Origin of the sequence: Maribacter sp. LLG6340-A2, from assembly GCF_045057105.1 — a bacterium.
Taxonomy (GTDB): Bacteria; Bacteroidota; Bacteroidia; order Flavobacteriales; family Flavobacteriaceae; genus Maribacter.
In genome coordinates this window covers 2,256,348-2,274,583 of the sequence record NZ_CP159332.1, presented here as the reverse complement: position 1 = coordinate 2,274,583, position 18,236 = coordinate 2,256,348, and the positions used below count along the sequence as shown (strand labels likewise).

The following is an 18,236-nucleotide window of genomic DNA, read 5'->3' as shown; positions in this document are numbered from 1 at the left end:
ATCCCTATTTTTCTTCATGATCGGTATTTTGAGCCTCTTGCAATCTACGTTCCAATTCTGCCTGAAATTCTTCCATTACAGGTTTTACGGTACTTTCTGGCAAATCTGAAATTTTAATGTACATCAACCCGTCTACTGAGTTATTGAATAAGGGATCTACATTGAATGCCACTACTTTTGCATTCTGCTTTATATATTTCTTAATAAGTACAGGTAAACGCAAACTACCCGGTTCAACCTCATCTATCAACCTATCAAATTTATTTAAATCTGCTTGGGTTTCATCAAATACAAATTCCTTATCGGCATCTTTTAATTTTACCTTGAATTCCTTTTTGGGCCTAATATATTGGGCAACATATGGATCCCAATAATTGGACTTCATAAACTCTATCATTAAGGATTTGGAAAAATTTGAAAACTGATTGCTGATACTTACACCACCAATAAGGTATTTGTGTTCCGGAAATCTTAACGTGGTATGCACAATACCCTTCCATAACAAAAATAAGGGCATTGGTTTTTGCTGATATTCTTTGGTAATATAGGCCCTACCCATTTCAATGGAATCCTGCATCATATCATACAATTCTGGCTCTACCCTAAAAAGGTCTTGCACGTAAAACCCGTCTATACCATATTTTGGAAAAATCTCTGAACCCATACCCATACGGTAAGCCCCAACTATACACTTGGCATTATCATCCCACAAAAAAAGATGATGATAATAAGAATCGAACGTATCTAGATCAATGGCCTTATTGGTGCCCTCCCCTATTGCCCTAAAGGTTACTTCGCGCTGTCTACCAATTTCCTTTAGGATAAAGGGCATATCTTTCTCCTTGGCCAAGAATACTTCATAATTTTTACTTTGTAGCAAACGACAATCTTTTTCCCTAAGCTTATCAATCTCCCCCTCCATAACCTCTTTGCGCACGGCAGAAGCTATTTTTTTTGGTTGTTTGGGCAATTTAAGGGAGGAAGGTATTTGATCGATCAAACGTTCCTTTTCATACGCATTGGAAAGGATATACGTTTTACGACGCAAAAGTTCCGTGTATTCAACCAAACTTTCCTGTTCCTTTTGGGTAGCTACGGATATAGGCTGACCTATTCTCACTTTTATGGGCCTATTGTTCTGGGTAAAAACTTGGGAAGGAATCATGGCCGTACGCAGAGAATCCCCAAATTTGGATATACGATAAAACAAAGAGCTGTTACGGGCATGAAAATAAATTGGTACCACAGGCACCTCTGCCTTACGTATTAATTTTAAAACGGCCTCTTCCCAAGGCTTGTCTACAATAAGTTTACCGTCTTTAATGGTAGATACCTCTCCCGCAGGAAAAACGCCAATTACATGTCCGTTTCTCAAATGTTGCAACGTATTTTTAAATCCTGCAACACTACTTTTGGCCTCCTTATGTTCCGTAAATGGATTAACCGGCAGAATATAGGGAGATAAAGGTGCCATGCGCTGTAACAAAAAATTGGCCATAATCTTATAATCTGGCCTTTGCTTTAGCATTAATTTAAAAAGTAAAATACCATCAATGGCACCCAATGGATGATTACTGATGGTAACATACGGTCCTTCTTTTGGAAGTCGTTTATAATCTTCCTCCGGTATTTCGTAATCAATTTCAAAGTGTTCCAAAATTGCATCTGCGAAGGCTTCACCCTCCAGATGTGCAATGGAATCATAAAACTTATTGACACTTGATATTCGGGTAACTTTCATTAACACCCAACCGATAAACGTCCCTAACACCCCATATTTGGTGAGATTGATCGCTTTGGCTATTTCTTTAGCGGTAACTAGACCCATATTATCATTCTCATTTAAACCGTAAATATAGAAAAATAGCAGCAGGGGCGCTCCTTAAAAACCTTAATTAGAGCCGGTAATTACTTTACTACAAGCTGTACAGTTTCTTTACCTCTTTGCTCTAAAAGCAGTTCATGGCCATTTTGTAAAGTTTCCAACGCTGTAGTATCAAAATGGCGTATGGTATATAATGAAACATTTTCATGGTAGGCTACTTTGAATTTGCTTCTGAGCTGTTGTAATAATTTTTCCAGTCCGCCAAATTTGTTATCCACACATACAGAAAAGCTAATGGCCGAATTTTGAATCAAGTCTACCTTTATCTTGTGCTCGTGAAACAATTTAAAAAGCTCACTGATACTATCTTCAACGATAAAAGAGAAGTCCAAAGATGATAACTTCATCAACACCTGGTTCTTTTTAACGATAAAGCAAGGTACTTTTGGCTCAATACCCACACCTTTACCTACGGTAGTACCTTTGTTGGTAGGGTTTACAAAAGATTTTACATGTAATGGTATTTCTTTTCTTTGAAGGGGCTGTAAGGTTTTAGGGTGTATAACAGATGCCCCATAAAAGGCCAATTCAATAGCTTCTCTATAAGAAATATTGTTTAGCAGTTGAGTCTCCTTAAAATATCTGGGATCCGCATTTAAGACGCCGGGAACATCTTTCCAGATGGTAACGGAATCTGCGTTAAGGCAATACGCTAAAATTGCAGCAGTATAATCAGAACCCTCACGGCCCAATGTAGTGGTAAAATTGTTATCGTCACTACCTAAAAAACCCTGAGTAATATTCAAGACTTTTTTATCGATCTTGGTAACATTTTCCTGGGTGCGGTCCCAATTAACCGTAGTATCTCTATAAACACTATCGGTTTTTATAAAATGGCGCACATCTAACCAATTATTGGCAATACCAATTTCTTTTAAATATGCACTTATTATAGTTGTAGAAATGAGCTCTCCATAGCCAACTATTTGATCATAGACAAAATTATAATTGGGAGATTTGTTCCACACCAAAAAGCCATTGATCTCATCAATAAGGATTTTTAAATCATTATAAATGCGATGTTGTGCATTTGGAAACAGTTCTGAAATAATTCCGTGATGATAATCTACCAACTCCGCAACTTTGGAAGGAATTTCATTTTTATCCTGAAAATAGGCATTGATAATATCTTCCATGGCATTTGTGGTCTTGCCCATGGCAGAAACAACCAATAAGGTATTGTCGTAGCCCACTTCCTTTAAAACCTTTACTACATTTCTAACGGCATTTGCATCTTTGACCGATGCTCCCCCGAATTTATAAACCCTCATATTCAATCTAAATCTATAATATTATTTTCTTTTTCTTTTTCTTAAGCAATGGCGTTTAAGTATGCCTTAATACCTTTTTGGTCCAATTGAACAACATCCCAATCCCGCATAACGTTTGCGCCTTTACTTTCGTAAAAACCTATAGCTGGTTCGTTCCAATCCAACACCTCCCAACTAATGCGTTTAACGCCTAGATCATGGCCGTACTTTACAACTTCGGTCAATAAGGATGTTCCTAATCCGCTTCCTCTCATTTCCGCGGTCACAATAAGGTCTTCTAAATGAATTACAGGTCCTTTCCAAGTAGAATATCTTGGATATACTAAGGCCATGCCTACAATTTTGTTATTCTTTTCTGCAACAAAGCAGTGAAACAATTTATGTTTACCAAAACCATCTTCCTTTAAATCTTGCACACTTACCTCAACAGCATTTTCTTCCTTTTCAAAAGTGGCCAATTCTTGAATCAATTGATGCACTTGTACCATGTCTTCTTTTAGGGCAACTCTAATTGTATATTCCATAATTGTTACAAATAAAACACAAAGTTATAAATTTAAAAAATGAAATTAAAATCTAAATTGAACGTTTAACAAAATATCGGATATTTGTAAATAACTATAAACTAAAGCATGGCACCTAAAACAAACCAAACCCTTGGAGAGTTTATCATTGAAAATCAAGATTCATTTCAATATTCATCTGGAGAATTATCAAAACTGATCAATGCGATAAGATTAGCGGCAAAAGTAGTAAACCATGAGGTAAGCAAGGCCGGACTTATAGACATACTAGGTGGGGTTGGTGAAACCAATGTACAAGGTGAAGACCAACAAAAGTTGGATTTGTTTGCAAACGACAAATTTATACAGACACTACGCAACAGGGAAATTGTCTGTGGTATTGCCTCTGAGGAAGAAGACAGTTTTATTAGCATCAACAGTAATGATAAAAATAACCAGAACAAATATATTGTTCTAATAGATCCATTGGATGGTTCATCAAATATAGATGTCAATGTTTCGGTTGGTACCATTTTTTCCATTTATAGACGGGTTACCCCGGTAGGTACGCCGGTAACCATTGAAGATTTTTTACAACCTGGCAATAAACAAGTTGCTGCTGGGTATGTAGTTTATGGCACTTCTACCATGCTGGTATACACCACAGGTGATGGTGTTAACGGATTTACCTTAAACCCGGCCTTAGGTACATTCTATCTTTCTCACCCAAACATGCAATTTCCGGAAAATGGTAGCATATACTCTGTTAACGAAGGTAATTATGTACACTTTCACCAAGGGGTAAAAGATTATATTAAGTATTGCCAAATGGAAGAAGAAGATAGACCTTATACGTCACGTTATATTGGTTCTTTGGTTTCAGATTTTCATAGAAATATGATCAAAGGTGGCATATACATGTACCCTAAAAGCAGTGTTACTGCAAGCGGAAAATTAAGGTTGTTATATGAATGCAACCCCATGGCCTTCCTTGCCGAGCAAGCAAATGGATTAGCCATTGGAGGTAAAAACAGAATTTTGGATATTGAACCTACAGAACTGCACCAGCGGGTTCCGTTCTTCTGTGGTAGCCGAAATATGGTATTAAAACTTCAGGAATTCTTAGATAAATATCATTAAAAAAAGGGAGCAATAAGCTCCCTTTTTATTTGAACGAACAATATTCGTTAGTTTTTCAATAGGTATAAATAATCCTCAAAATTTATTCTACCTCCAAAAATGGCGATGGAACGCTCTATAACCTTATCTGCTTTTTCACCGGTAAACCCTAAGCCTATAGCATACTTTTTTATTAAAATCATTTCTTCGTCATCAATGGTATGGTCAGAATAAATAATTCTGAACAGGTCATATAAACGCTCAAGTCTTTTCTCGGAATCTGGCGTAGAATCAATAGGATATTTGTTTTCCTTTTTAAGAACCTCTTCATATTCTGCCTTGGTAATATCCAACTTACTGGCAAAACGGTCCAATAATGCTTTTTCCTCGGCACTTATTTCACCGTCAATAGAAGCCAAGGTTGCCAGTGCGGCAAAATGAGCTAAATTTCTTCTATGCTCACCACTAGTATATAAATCTGCAAAAGACATATCGTAATTTTTAATTATTGAGCAAATATAATTTTTTTAGAGGTCATAGTTTACTTTGTCCACAACTTTGTTTATCCGTAAAGTTCGTAACTTTCCATAGCTATGAAAACACCCCTTTTACAATTTACTAGTAAGGGTATCTATTGCGATAAAGCAAAGGTATATCTTGACCCATGGAAACCTGTAGACAAGGCCATAATATCCCATGGTCATGCAGACCATAGTCGTTATGGTCATAAAAATTACATTACCCATCATAGAAACGTACCAATTATTTCACATCGGTTAGGGGAAATAAATGTAACCGGTAAGGAATGGGGAGAAACTTTCGTCGTTAATAATGTAAAGTTTAGCCTTCACCCTGCTGGCCATATCATAGGGTCTTCACAAATTAGGGTTGAACATAAAGGTGAAGTTTGGGTATTTTCCGGTGATTACAAGACAGAAGACGATGGTATATCCACTCCGTATGAACCCATAAAATGCAATACCTTCATTACCGAATGTACTTTTGGTCTACCTGCGTTTAAATGGACTCCCCAAGCAGAAGTTTTTGAAAACATCAATAATTGGTGGGCAGAAAATAAAGCTGAAGGCAAAACCTCAATCTTATTTGGCTACAGTTTAGGCAAAGCGCAACGCTTGTTAAAATACCTGAATACAGATATTGGTGAAATCTATACCCACGGAGCCATTGAAAATATGACCGAAGTACTGCGACCACTGGTAGATTTCCCAAAAACCACTTTAATTACCAGAGAAACAAAGAAAGAACAATTGCTGGGTAATATAGTATTGGCACCACCAAGCGCACATGGCAGTACATGGATAAGAAAAATGGTGCCCTATGTAACGGCTTCTGCCAGTGGGTGGATGACATTTAGGGGTGCACGAAGAAGACGTGCCATTGACAAAGGTTTTGTTTTGAGCGATCATTGCGATTGGGGCGGACTCCTAGAAAGTATTGGAGCTACTGGTGCCGATAAAATTATTTGCACACATGGATATACAGATATATTCTCAAAATATTTAAGGGAACAAGGGTATGATGCCCGCACGGAAGCCACACAATACGGAGAGGAAGAAACGGAAACGGCATTAGCTTCAAAATCGACCGCAGCTGTATGAAAAATTTTGCCCAGCTTATAAAGACATTAGATAGTACTAATAAAACAACGGTAAAAGTACAAGCGCTTACCACCTATTTTAAGAATGCAAGTGATGTAGATAAAGTTTGGACCATAGCCATCTTATCGCACCGTAGGCCTCCACGACCTGTAAATACCACCTTATTACGGGAATGGGCCTCTGAACTGGCCAATATTCCATTATGGTTATTTGAGGAAAGCTATCATATTGTGGGTGATTTAGCCGAAACCATCGCTCTGGTGATTCCGGCGGCTGATCAATCATCCGATAAAAGCCTAACGGATTTTCTTCAAGAAATGATTGCGCTCAAAAAAAAGACCGACGAAGAAAAGAAGGCGTATCTCTATGAAAACTGGAGCGTTTTAAATTATTATGAACGCTTTGTCTTTACCAAGCTAATAACCGGCGGATTTAGAATTGGGGTCAGTCAGAAATTAATGACACGGGCTTTAGCAAAAGCCACCGAAATAGAAGAAGATATTTTAGCGTATAAGCTTATGGGTAATTGGGACCCAAACTCAATCACTTTTCAAGAGCTGATTTTAGAAGAAAACGAGAGCGATTACCTTTCAAAACCCTACCCTTTCTATTTAGCTTACGCCATTGAAGGTGAAGTTTCAGACTTAGGCGATATTCATGAGTGGTCAGCAGAACATAAGTGGGATGGTATACGCTCGCAAGTAATTTTAAGAAATGATGAACTATTTGTGTGGAGCCGTGGTGAAGAATTGGTCACCGATAAGTATCCTGAATTTGAAAAGTTTGTAGGTGTCATACCCAACGGTACGGTCATAGATGGTGAAATTCTACCTTATCCTAATGGAACAATTGGAACATTTAACGATTTACAAACACGTATTGGTCGTAAAAATGTAACAGCGGCACTATTAAAGAAAGTTCCAGTTATTTTAAAAACCTACGATCTTTTAGAATGGGAAGGAGAAGATATTCGTCAACTACCCTTTATTGAACGCAGAAAATTACTGGAGAATATGTTTAATGAGGTCACTGAACAAAGACGAAGTGAGGCCACTAAGCGAAACCAACGCGAGGTCACTGAGCGAAGCCGAAACGAGGTCACAGAGCAGAGCCGAAGTGATATTCCTCTACACTTATCAAAGACCATGCATTTTAGTTCTTGGGAAGAAATGGCTAAAGAACGAGAATTATCCAGAGAAAAATTCAGTGAAGGCTTAATGCTAAAAAGAAAAGATTCCCCGTATTTGGTAGGACGAAAAAAAGGCGATTGGTGGAAGTGGAAAGTTGACCCATTGACCATAGATGCCGTACTCACTTATGCCATGCGCGGTCACGGAAGACGCAGCAACCTTTTTACGGATTATACCTTTGCGCTTTGGAATGATAACGAAGAAGGAGAAAAGGAATTGGTGACATTTGCAAAAGCCTATTCCGGACTAACAGATGCAGAATTCAGAAAAGTAGATGCTTGGATAAAAAAGAATACGCTAGAACGTTTTGGACCTGTACGTAGCGTTACCCCGCACCACGTATTTGAAATAGCTTTTGAAGGTATTGCGTTGTCTAAAAGACATAAAAGTGGCGTGGCAACCCGCTTTCCAAGAATTTTACGTTGGAGGACGGACAAAAAAATTGAAGAGGCAAATACCTTGGATGATTTAAAAGCGATGATTCCTTAATCTTATGAACAGAGACCAATTGTACAACATTGCAGAAAACTGGTTCGCACAACAGCATTGGAAACCCTTCAAGTTTCAAAAAGATACTTGGAAAGCTTTTCTGCAGGGTAAGGACGGACTTTTAAACGCGCCAACCGGTAGTGGCAAAACCTATGCACTTTGGTTCCCTATCGTCCTTGACTATATTAAGAACAATCCGGATTATAAGACCAAGCACAAAAAAGGATTAAAAGCTGTTTGGATCACTCCCCTACGTGCATTATCACAGGAAATTAAGCAATCGGCAGAACGCATTACACAAGATTTAGGAACTCAAATGACCGTAGGCATCCGCTCTGGAGACACTTCAACCAAAGAGCGGGCGCAACAAAAAAAACAAATGCCCGATCTGTTGATTACCACACCAGAAAGTCTGCAATTATTATTGGCTACAAAAGGCTATGATAAAATATTCAAAAATTGCACTGCCATTGTTGTCGATGAGTGGCATGAAATTTTAGGCACCAAAAGAGGCGTGCAGATGGAACTTGCCTTATCTCGTTTAAAAAATATTTCGTCAAAATTGAGAATTTGGGGTATCTCTGCAACCATAGGTAATCTAGAACAGGCGCGAGAGGTTTTACTGGGCATTGACTCCAAAACCATAGAAAATTCGGTGCTCATAAAAGCCAAACTCAACAAAAAGATTACGGTTAAAAGTATCATTCCCAAAAAAATGGAAACCTTTCCATGGCGTGGTCATTTAGGTTTACACCTTTTGGAAGATGTTGTACCTATTATTAATAATAGCAAGACCACTTTACTCTTTACCAATACCCGTAGCCAATGTGAAATTTGGTTTCAAAAAATCTTGGAAAAGCACCCAGAATATGCGGGTGAAATGGCTATGCATCATGGCAGCATTAATAAAGAAACACGTGTTTGGGTAGAAAATGCCATTAGAAATGAACAGTTGAAAGCGGTGGTTTGTACCTCAAGTTTAGACTTGGGAGTAGATTTTGCTCCTGTAGAAACAGTAGTACAGATTGGCGGACCCAAAGGTGTTGCGCGTTTTTTACAACGTGCCGGGCGTAGTGGTCATAGTCCCGGTAAAGAAAGTGTCATTTATTTTTTACCCACCCACGCCATTGAACTCATAGAAGCTTCGGCATTACAAAAAGCGGTGAAATTGAATACGGTTGAAGACCGCATACCTTACCTCAACAGTTATGATGTGCTTTTGCAATACTTAACCACTTTGGCGATTTCTGACGGATTCTATCCTAAAGAAATTTATCAAGAAATAAAGCAGACATTTTGTTACCAAACACTTACTGAAGAAAAGTGGCAATGGTTATTGAACTTTTTGGTCATGGGCAGCCAAAGTTTACAGAGTTATGACGAGTATAAAAAAGTAGAAATTGAAGAAGATGGCAAGTTCAAGGTGAATAATCGCGGTGTTGCGATGCGCCATCGATTTCAAATAGGCACTATTGTAGGTGATGTAAACTTATCGGTAAAATATCAAAAAGGTGGTTATATAGGGTCTATAGAAGAATTCTTCGTATCAAAATTGAACAAGGGTGATGTATTTACGTTTGCAGGCAGGAACCTAGAATTTATCCGAATCAAGGAAATGACTGTTCAGGTACGTAACAGCAATAAAAAAACCAATAAAATCTCTAGTTGGATGGGGAGTAGGTTAACCCTATCCGCTCAGATGTCAGAATTACTACGAAATGAATTGTATAGTTCGGGCGAACCGGTAAAAAATCAGTCCGCAGAAATTAGGGCATTGGCTCCACTTTTTGAAAGACAACGTAGAGATAGTATTGTACCCAAACCCTCGGAATTTTTAATTGAAACCTTTAAAACTCGCGATGGCTACCATCACCTCTTCTACCCTTTTGAAGGTCGTTTTGTACATGAAGCTATGGGAAGCTTGTTAGGTTATCGCATTAGTTTGTTATCACCTATCACCTTTTCGTTGGCCTTCAATGATTATGGCTTTGAATTACTATCTGACCAGCCCATAGATATACAACAAGTATTGGATAACGATCTGTTTACAACAGATTTTATGCTGGATGATTTACAGAAAAGTTTAAATGCTACGGAAATGGCGCGCCGCAGATTTCGTGATGTTGCCATTATCAGCGGCATGGTATTTACCGGCTACCCGAAAAAGGGAATTAAAATGAAACATTTACAAAGCAGTTCCCAGTTATTATTCGATGTATTTAGAGATTATGAGCCTGACAATTTGTTATTTCAACAAGCCTTTACAGAAACTTTTGAGCATCAATTGGAAGAAGGGCGTTTACGGTTGTCTTTAGAACGTATAGCCACACAAGAAATCGTTTGGAGAGCATGTGCAAAACCAACTCCGTTTTCTTTCCCATTAATCACCGACCGTATGAGTAGGGAGAAATTATCTAGTGAAAAACTTCAAGATAAAATAAAACGAATGATCAGTATTCTTTCCAAATAACCGTTAACCGAATAGTTTTGTTTTGTTAACTAAAACTTAATTCACAAAACACAATTAATACGATTTAGAAAGAAATCTTTGCAAGGTTAAATTGTAAATAACATACCCACATGAAAAAAAATTACTTTCTATTTTATTTGTTAATGATAGTCTTTAGTGTTTCTGCACAAGATTTAAAGATTAGTGGCGTCATAGATGGTCCATTATCCGGAGGAACCCCAAAAGCGGTTGAATTATATGTTATCAACGACATTACCGATCTAAGTCTATATGGTATTGGTTCTGCGAATAATGGCGGTGGAACGGATAATGAAGAGTTTACCTTGTCTGCAGAAAGTGCTACGGCCGGTAGTTTTATCTACATAGCTTCAGAGGAAACACAATTTATAAACTACCTTGGGTTCGCCCCAGACTATGTTAGCTCTGCAGCTAATGTAAACGGTGATGATGCCATAGAACTTTTTTATCAAGGTAATGTAATAGATGTCTTTGGCGACATCAATATAGATGGCAATGGTACACCATGGGAATACCTAGATGGTTGGGCATATAGAAAAAATAATACTGGTCCTGATGGGAATACATTTATTGTAGACAATTGGACTTTTAGTGGTGCAAACGCATTAGATGGCGAAACATCAAATGCAACAGCAACCTTTCCTTTTCCATTTGGCAGTTTAGAAGGCGGGAATATTGACCTAATCGCTAACCCTTCTAATTTTAATACCACTGTTTTAGATACAGATGCCATATCTCTGGCTTGGTCATTAAATACCAATAACGATGCAATTATATTGGCAACATCTACAAATACTATAACTGCAAATTTAATCGATGGTGAAACATATGCTATTGGCAATTCGTTGCCGGACGGCAGTACCATCATAAGCACTGGCGCTAACACTAGTTTTGATCATTTAGAACTAAGTGCCAATACTGAATATTTTTATAAAATTTGGTCTATAGATGCATCAGGTACATATTCTACAGGGCTTTCTACTAGTGCACGTACAATATCGGACACTCCTATCGAAGCCAATTTAATTATTACAGGGGTCATAGATGGGCCTCTATCCGGGGGAACCCCAAAAGCGGTTGAAATTTACGCCACAGCTGACATTGCCGATCTAAGTCTTTACGGTATAGGTTCTGCAAACAACGGTGGAGGTACAGACGGTCAAGAATTTACATTTCCATCTGATGCCATTCAAGCAGGGGAATACTTTTATGTAGCTACAGATGTTGATAATTTCAACGCATATGTAGGTTTTGACCCTGATTACACTTCAGGAGCTTTAGGTATTAATGGTGATGATGCGGTTGAACTATTTTTTAACGGTAACGTAATTGATGTATTTGGGGATATTAATGTAGATGGCAATGGCACACCATGGGAATATTTAGATGGCTGGGCATATAGAAAAGATGACATTGAAGCGAATAACGGAAGTTTTAATAGTACTAATTGGATATTTAGCGGAGCTAATGCCTTAGATGGTGAATTGACCAATGCTACATCGGCAAGTCGTTTTCCTTTAAAGTCATACGGTCCAGACTTATTGATTACGGGTATTATTGATGGTCCACTTTCAGGTGGAACCCCAAAAGCAGTTGAACTATATGCTCGCGAATCCATTTCAGACTTAAGTCTATATAGTTTTGGCTCTGCAAACAATGGTGGCGGATCAGATGGTATAGAATTCACATTTCCATCAGTAGCGGTTTCTGCAAACACTTATATTTATATTTCAACCCAGACCGAAGAATTTACAACTTATTTTGGTTTTGCTCCAGATTTTACATCTAGCTCAGTTGGTATCAATGGTGATGATGCTGTAGAATTATTCTATAATAATGAAGTAATAGACACATTTGGCGATATCAATGTAGATGGTACAGGACAAACTTGGGAGTATTTAGATGGTTGGGCATATAGAAAAGATGGAACGCTGAACAAAGGTAGCTTTGTGTTGGACAATTGGACATATAGTGGTACAAATGTCCTTGATGGAAGTACTACAAATAGTTCTGCCACATCACCATTTCCAATTGGTACTTATGGAGGCGGGAATGGAAATACGGAAAACCCAGATAATATTACCATAAATTCTGCACGTAATGCCACCGAAGGAACTTTAGTTTCCATTACCGGGGTCTTAACCGTGGCAGATGAATTTTCCGGTTCAGCTTATCTACAAGACGAAACAGGGGCAATTGCCATCTTTGATGAAAAAGTACATGGCGAAGGAGTTTTTCAGGTTGGAGACTCTATAACAATAGTAGGCACAAGAAGTTCTTTTAATGAGCAAATTCAAATTAGTCCGGTAATCGAGGTTATAAATAACGGATTACCAAACAATCCTATCACACCTAAAGAAATAACTTTAAGTGAATTGGCACAATATCCTGGGCAATTAGTAAAAATTACCAATGTTACTTTTCCTAGACCAAATGACTTGCTTTTTGGTAATTCTAATTACTTAATTACCGATACAAGCGGTAATGGAGAACTTCGTATAGACAATGATGTTACTGCATTAACCGGTTTGGCACAACCCGAAACTTGCGGAGAAGTTATAGGTGTTGTTGGTAGATTCTTTGAAATTTATCAATTACTACCAAGAAATAGAACAGATCTTGCATGTGCAGAACCTTATGAGGCGCCGGCATTGCCTATAGAAATTGATGCTGATAAAACTTTAGATATCACAACATGGAATATAGAATGGTTTGGAGATGAAGGCAATTCACCAGCTATAGGAAGTGCTGACCCAGACTCCGTTCAAAAAGACAGTGTAAAGGCAATAATTAATCTTATTAAGCCAGATGTATTAGCTGTACAAGAAATTACTGACGAAGCTTTATTCGCCACTATGGTAAGTGAATTAAATGGATATGATTATATACTATCACCTGCTACCTCTTATCCTAATGACCCAGGTGTAAGTCAAAAAGTAGGGTTCATTTACAAAACCGAAATAGTAAATGTTACAGAAACTAAAGTATTGTTGGAGACTATACACCCTTATTACAATGGCGGAGACACTTCGTTTCTTACAAACTACCCAAGTGATGCTGATAGATTTTATGCCAGTGGTAGATTACCATTTTTAATGTCTGCCAATGTTACTATCGATGACACTACCGTAGATTATGATTTTGTTGTTCTGCATGCAAGAGCTAACAGCAGTAGTGATTCTCAAGGACGGTATAATATGCGAAAATATGATGTAGAGGTGCTAAGAGATAGTTTAAACACTTATTATTCAGAAGAAAATCTAATACTCTTGGGCGATTTTAATGATGATGTGGATGAAACGGTTGCCGACAATGTTTCAAGTACGCTATCTACTTACGATGCTTATGTAAATGATATCTCTAATTTTGATATTTTAACCGATGTTTTAAGTGAACAAGGGTTTAGATCATATGCCTTTCGTGAGAATATGATTGATCATATTCTAGTGTCCAATGAACTAAGTGGTAATTATATTGAGCAATCTGCGCAAGTTCATTATGAAGTTTATGATAATGACTATACCCAAACGGCATCTGACCACTTTCCCGTATCAGTAAGAATGCTACTAAAACCGCTCACTATAGATAGCGTTGCCGTAACCGATATAACTTGTTTTGGTGAAAATAATGGTACTGCTACGGTTAATGTTTCTGGCGGAATTTCCCCATACCGTTATTCTTGGAGCAATGGTGCAAGTACAGCCAACGCAACAGGCTTACAACAAGGCGATTATAGTATTACCATTACAGATGCTCTGCTAAATAGTATTACAGAGTATATTACCATTGTAGAACCTAACCAATTGGTTATAAATACTACAGCAGACACAACTGTATACTTTGGTTATGATGCCGAAAGCTGTACAACGCTCAGTGTTCTAGAGGTTTTAGGTGGTGAAGGAGATTATATGCTTGACTGGAGTACCGGAGAAAGTACCGAAACCATAACTGTTTGCCCCCAAACTACAACGGCATATACGGTTACTGCAACCGACGCTACAGGTTGCAGTATTAGTAAAGAAATAACTGTTGATGTTATAGATGTTAGGTGTGGCAAAAAATTAGATAAAGTTATGGTGTGCCATAATGGTAAAATGATCTGTACAAACGCTAATGCAGTCCAGGCTCACCTTAACCATGGTGATACACTTGGAGATTGCGAATCTACAGAATCGGCAAACAATGAATCGGTAACGGTATACCCTAACCCAGTTGTAAATTATGTTACCGTTACATTTAACAGTCCTGTTGCAAACCAATCTTCATTAGTTTTGTTTGACCAAAACGGTATCGTCATTCAAGAATGGAAAGTTAAAAAGAAAACGACATCCACCGAATTGGACTTAGGCAGTCTTAACAAGGATCTTTACTTTTTAAACTTTTATGAAAAAGATGAATTAAAAAATACCGTTCGTTTACTTAAAGAGTAAATAAAAGTTTAGAATAAAATTGAAGACCGGCACAATGCCGGTCTTTTTTTATTGTACAAGGGTATTTTTATACCTTGCATAACGCATGCATATAAATATTAATAATCAAAATTTCATTTTAGATCACTCAGGTGCTATTTTTTGGACAGAAATAGCTACCCTTTTAATAAGTGATGTACACCTTGGTAAAATATCCCATTTTAGAAAACACGGTATTGCTGTACCACAAAAGGCTGTACAAAAAAACTTTATTGCACTAACCAACCTAGTAGCACTTTATAAACCAAAAACAATTATTTTTTTAGGTGATTTATTTCATTCTACCCTAAATACAGAATGGGCACTTTTTGCAGATTGGGTAAAAACAATATCAGCCAAAATTATTCTTGTCAGCGGCAACCATGATATTATATCTCCCTTAAAATATGAGGCTTTAGCAATAAAGGTTATTCCTGAACTGATAATCGATTCTTTTTTATTGACTCATCACCCAGAAGAACGAGAAGGATTTTTTAATTTCTCCGGCCATATTCACCCTGCTATTAAATTAAGTGGATTGGGACGCCAGTCCGTTAAACTACCTTGCTTTTATAAAACAATAGACCAAATGATTTTGCCTGCGTTTGGTGAGTTTACAGGCACCTACACGCTAGAACCCTGTGAAGGTTGCGAAGTATTTGCCCTACTAGGTGACGCGGTGCTACCCGTACCCATTAAAGAAGTAAAGAAAAAGCGTCGCTATCGTAAATAGTTCATTTAATTCTTTATATAAGTTCTTTTCTCTAAATTTAACATGATAGCTTTGAGTATTATGAAGAAAAGACTGGCCATTATAAATTTAGTATCGGTACTATTGGTCATTGGGGTCAATTACATATCCCAATCCATGTCGTTCAACAATACTACTATTGGTGAAATAAGTGCACGTTATGAAAATCTGTTTACACCGGCAGGCTATGCCTTTGCCATTTGGGGTGTCATTTTCTTAGCACTTTTGGTTTATGGAATATTTCAAGTAAGGCGCGCGTTTTTTAGTAATAAGAAGAGTGTTTTTATAGAGCAGACCGGGTATTGGTTTGCAATAGCCAATATATTAAATTGTTGTTGGGTATTTGCATTTGTCTATGACTATACCGGTCTTTCCGTGCTAATTATGCTAGGCATATTAGTATCCCTCATCAAAATAATCCTCAACACCAATATGGAGCGTTGGGACGCTCCTATAACTACCATTGCCTTTGTATGGTGGCCTATTTGTTTTTATAGCGGATGGATATCCGTAGCAACAATAGCAAATATTTCGGCTTATCTGAGTAAACTTGATTGGAACGGTGGCATTCTTTCTGAAACCGCTTGGACCGTAAATATGATTATAGTTGCTATTGTTTTGAACTTGCTTATGGTATGGAAAAGGAACATGAGAGAATTTGCTGCGGTAGGCATTTGGGCCTTGTTCGCAATTTATATACGGCACCAAGACACATTTTCTACCATAGCGAATACGGCCTTGGCGGGCTGTGTACTATTACTCTTGGCTATCATGGCACATGGATATAAAAATCGCGGAACAAATCCGTTTAAAAAACTTCAAGAGCGGTTACGGCAAAAACCTTAGACCATACTCTTTAAATCATTGGCCCAGCTTGGGTATGTGAAGATGGTAGATTTAATATCCTTGTCCGTCATACCTTTGTTTATGGCCAATGCAAAAAGATTGATTGTTTCGCCGGCATTTGGTCCCAACAAATGAGCTCCAACAATTTCTCCTGTACGATCGTTCATAATCACTTTATAGGCATACAACGGTGCATTGATGCGTTTAGCGTTGAACCAACCTGGTACTACATCATAATTTACCCTTATCTTTTTATACCTACCACGGGCCTCTTTTTCCGAATATCCAACCGTGGCCAAATTGGGTAGTGTAAATACCACTGAAGGAATTACAGGAACGCTTAGTTCCTTGGAATTCCCCTTTAAAATATTCTCGGAAACCACATAGCCTTGCCTACCGGATAATGGAGTCAAAGGCAAATTTTTATCCGAAACATCACCACAAGCATAAACGTTGGTATTACTAGTACTTTGCAAATAACCATTGGTAACAACGCCCTTTTCATTAAAATCTACATTACCTTTCTCCAGTTCCAGTTCCTTAATTGCAGGCACCCTACCGGCAGTATTGAACACCGCATAGGATTTTATGATTTTGGAGCTACCTTTAATTTCATAGGTAAGTTTATACCGCTTTCTTTTCTTCTTTAAGGCTGTGGGCTTAGCTCCAAATATAAATTTAATACCTAAAGATTCGGAATATTTGGTCAGTTCCTTCACCAAGTCCGGATCAAAAGCTTTCAAAGCTCTTTTTCCTGTATCTAAGACAGTGACCTCCGCTCCTGCCCTAGCTGCAATATGTGCAAATTCCATGGCAATATACCCTGCTCCAATAAAGACAATTTGTTTGGGCAGTTTTTTTAAATCTAAAAAATCGTCGCTGACCTTAAGGTGTTTGGCTCCCGTAATAGAAAGGGGTCTTGGCACCAAGCCAGTTGCAATGATAATTTTTTCCGCGAAAACCGTTTTACCCTCTACGGAAAGGGTTTGTTCATTCAAAAATTTAGGGGATTGATGATATAATTTAATTCCAAGATCCTTTAATTCCTTTTCTGTCCCCGCAGGTATCTTATCGGTAAAGCTTTGTTTAAACTTTTGCAATTGCTTCCAATTAATCGTGATTTTAGTTCGCAATCCCTTTCCTTTTAAATTTTGAGCCTGCTCCAATGCTTCCGTGGCACCGATCAATACTTTTTTGGGGTCACATCCTCTATTGGCGCAAGTACCTCCAAACTCACGAATATCTGCAATGGCCACTTTCTTTCCTGCTTCTACACATGCTTTGGCCACCGTATGGCCGGCAATACCACTACCTATTACAAAAACATCAAATTTCTTTTTCTCCATCAGTAATTAATTATGTTTAGGTCAGGGTATTTTATATAAGAACCAAATTGTAAAACCACATTTTTACGCTAAGGAAAGACCTACATCTTTTATGGTATTCGAAGTTCTGACAATTATGGTTTAAAATGTAACCCATATTCGATTAAAATGAGTGGTATCCGTTGCTTGGGTATCCTTATAAGGGATACATTTTAGTAATAATACTTATTACAAAATAGGGTTTATATCTAAAATATAATATTGGTATTCTTTTATTAATTAGCTTTTCTGATGAACCATGT

At 37.8% G+C, this 18,236-nt stretch carries 12 protein-coding genes; 7 read left to right on the top strand and 5 right to left on the bottom strand.

The genetic code is table 11. From position 1 onward, the window contains the following. Positions 1-4: 4 nt before the first annotated feature. From ABVM52_RS09600 to ABVM52_RS09590, 3 genes are all read right to left on the bottom strand, one after another. Positions 5-1,828: a GNAT family N-acyltransferase gene (locus ABVM52_RS09600; RefSeq protein ID WP_405379919.1), complete on the bottom strand. Its 1,824-nt coding sequence runs from the start codon at positions 1,826-1,828 to the stop codon at positions 5-7. A gap of 80 nt (positions 1,829-1,908) precedes the next feature. Continuing rightward, positions 1,909-3,156 (bottom strand): aspartate kinase, encoded by a 1,248-nt coding sequence (locus ABVM52_RS09595; RefSeq protein WP_405379917.1) that lies wholly within the window; start codon positions 3,154-3,156, stop codon positions 1,909-1,911. A 41-nt stretch (positions 3,157-3,197) separates the two neighbouring features. Next, the gene (locus ABVM52_RS09590) at positions 3,198-3,680 is read right to left on the bottom strand and encodes a GNAT family N-acetyltransferase (protein WP_405379915.1); all 483 of its coding nucleotides are present in this window, start codon (positions 3,678-3,680) and stop codon (positions 3,198-3,200) included. Positions 3,681-3,788: 108 nt separating this feature from the next. Here ABVM52_RS09590 and fbp point away from each other — a divergent pair, with 108 nt between their 5' ends. Then, entirely contained in the window at positions 3,789-4,799 is a 1,011-nt protein-coding gene (gene fbp / locus ABVM52_RS09585; protein ID WP_405379913.1) for a class 1 fructose-bisphosphatase, read from the top strand. Between the two features lie 47 nt (positions 4,800-4,846). Here the strand turns inward: fbp and ABVM52_RS09580 are convergent, their stop codons facing one another. Continuing rightward, positions 4,847-5,269 carry a TerB family tellurite resistance protein gene (locus ABVM52_RS09580; protein WP_405379911.1) on the bottom strand — a complete coding sequence of 141 codons (423 nt, stop codon included), beginning with the start codon at positions 5,267-5,269 and terminating at the stop codon, positions 4,847-4,849. A 102-nt stretch (positions 5,270-5,371) separates the two neighbouring features. Here ABVM52_RS09580 and ABVM52_RS09575 point away from each other — a divergent pair, with 102 nt between their 5' ends. From ABVM52_RS09575 to ABVM52_RS09550, 6 genes are all read left to right on the top strand, one after another. After that, complete coding sequence (locus ABVM52_RS09575; protein ID WP_405379909.1) at positions 5,372-6,397, top strand: ligase-associated DNA damage response exonuclease; 1,026 nt, start codon at positions 5,372-5,374, stop codon at positions 6,395-6,397. Beyond that, complete coding sequence (locus ABVM52_RS09570) at positions 6,394-8,076, top strand: ATP-dependent DNA ligase (RefSeq protein ID WP_405379907.1); 1,683 nt, start codon at positions 6,394-6,396, stop codon at positions 8,074-8,076. Before ABVM52_RS09575 ends, ABVM52_RS09570 begins: the two co-directional genes overlap by 4 nt. A 4-nt stretch (positions 8,077-8,080) precedes the next feature. Further along, the gene (locus tag ABVM52_RS09565; protein ID WP_405379905.1) at positions 8,081-10,546 is read left to right on the top strand and encodes a ligase-associated DNA damage response DEXH box helicase; all 2,466 of its coding nucleotides are present in this window, start codon (positions 8,081-8,083) and stop codon (positions 10,544-10,546) included. Positions 10,547-10,656: 110 nt separating this feature from the next. Then, positions 10,657-14,994: an endonuclease/exonuclease/phosphatase family protein gene (locus ABVM52_RS09560; RefSeq protein WP_405379903.1), complete on the top strand. Its 4,338-nt coding sequence runs from the start codon at positions 10,657-10,659 to the stop codon at positions 14,992-14,994. A gap of 85 nt (positions 14,995-15,079) precedes the next feature. Further along, positions 15,080-15,745: a ligase-associated DNA damage response endonuclease PdeM gene (gene pdeM, locus ABVM52_RS09555; RefSeq protein WP_405379901.1), complete on the top strand. Its 666-nt coding sequence runs from the start codon at positions 15,080-15,082 to the stop codon at positions 15,743-15,745. 60 nt (positions 15,746-15,805) lie between these two features. Further along, entirely contained in the window at positions 15,806-16,609 is an 804-nt protein-coding gene (locus tag ABVM52_RS09550) for a tryptophan-rich sensory protein (RefSeq protein ID WP_405379899.1), read from the top strand. Here the strand turns inward: ABVM52_RS09550 and ABVM52_RS09545 are convergent. Further along, positions 16,606-17,955 (bottom strand): dihydrolipoyl dehydrogenase family protein, encoded by a 1,350-nt coding sequence (locus tag ABVM52_RS09545; protein WP_405379897.1) that lies wholly within the window; start codon positions 17,953-17,955, stop codon positions 16,606-16,608. The two genes, ABVM52_RS09550 and ABVM52_RS09545, sit on opposite strands and share 4 nt — an antisense overlap. Positions 17,956-18,236 lie beyond the last annotated feature (281 nt).

What these genes read in the sequence shown, in the direction of transcription:
- ABVM52_RS09600 (WP_405379919.1), bottom strand. Translation starts at nt 1,828, where the DNA reads ATGGGTCTAGTTACCGCTAAAGAAATAGCCAAAGCGATCAATCTCACC.
- ABVM52_RS09595 (WP_405379917.1), bottom strand. Translation starts at nt 3,156, where the DNA reads ATGAGGGTTTATAAATTCGGGGGAGCATCGGTCAAAGATGCAAATGCC.
- ABVM52_RS09590 (WP_405379915.1), bottom strand. Translation starts at nt 3,680, where the DNA reads ATGGAATATACAATTAGAGTTGCCCTAAAAGAAGACATGGTACAAGTG.
- fbp (WP_405379913.1), top strand. Translation starts at nt 3,789, where the DNA reads ATGGCACCTAAAACAAACCAAACCCTTGGAGAGTTTATCATTGAAAAT.
- ABVM52_RS09580 (WP_405379911.1), bottom strand. Translation starts at nt 5,269, where the DNA reads ATGTCTTTTGCAGATTTATATACTAGTGGTGAGCATAGAAGAAATTTA.
- ABVM52_RS09575 (WP_405379909.1), top strand. Translation starts at nt 5,372, where the DNA reads ATGAAAACACCCCTTTTACAATTTACTAGTAAGGGTATCTATTGCGAT.
- ABVM52_RS09570 (WP_405379907.1), top strand. Translation starts at nt 6,394, where the DNA reads ATGAAAAATTTTGCCCAGCTTATAAAGACATTAGATAGTACTAATAAA.
- ABVM52_RS09565 (WP_405379905.1), top strand. Translation starts at nt 8,081, where the DNA reads ATGAACAGAGACCAATTGTACAACATTGCAGAAAACTGGTTCGCACAA.
- ABVM52_RS09560 (WP_405379903.1), top strand. Translation starts at nt 10,657, where the DNA reads ATGAAAAAAAATTACTTTCTATTTTATTTGTTAATGATAGTCTTTAGT.
- pdeM (WP_405379901.1), top strand. Translation starts at nt 15,080, where the DNA reads ATGCATATAAATATTAATAATCAAAATTTCATTTTAGATCACTCAGGT.
- ABVM52_RS09550 (WP_405379899.1), top strand. Translation starts at nt 15,806, where the DNA reads ATGAAGAAAAGACTGGCCATTATAAATTTAGTATCGGTACTATTGGTC.
- ABVM52_RS09545 (WP_405379897.1), bottom strand. Translation starts at nt 17,955, where the DNA reads ATGGAGAAAAAGAAATTTGATGTTTTTGTAATAGGTAGTGGTATTGCC.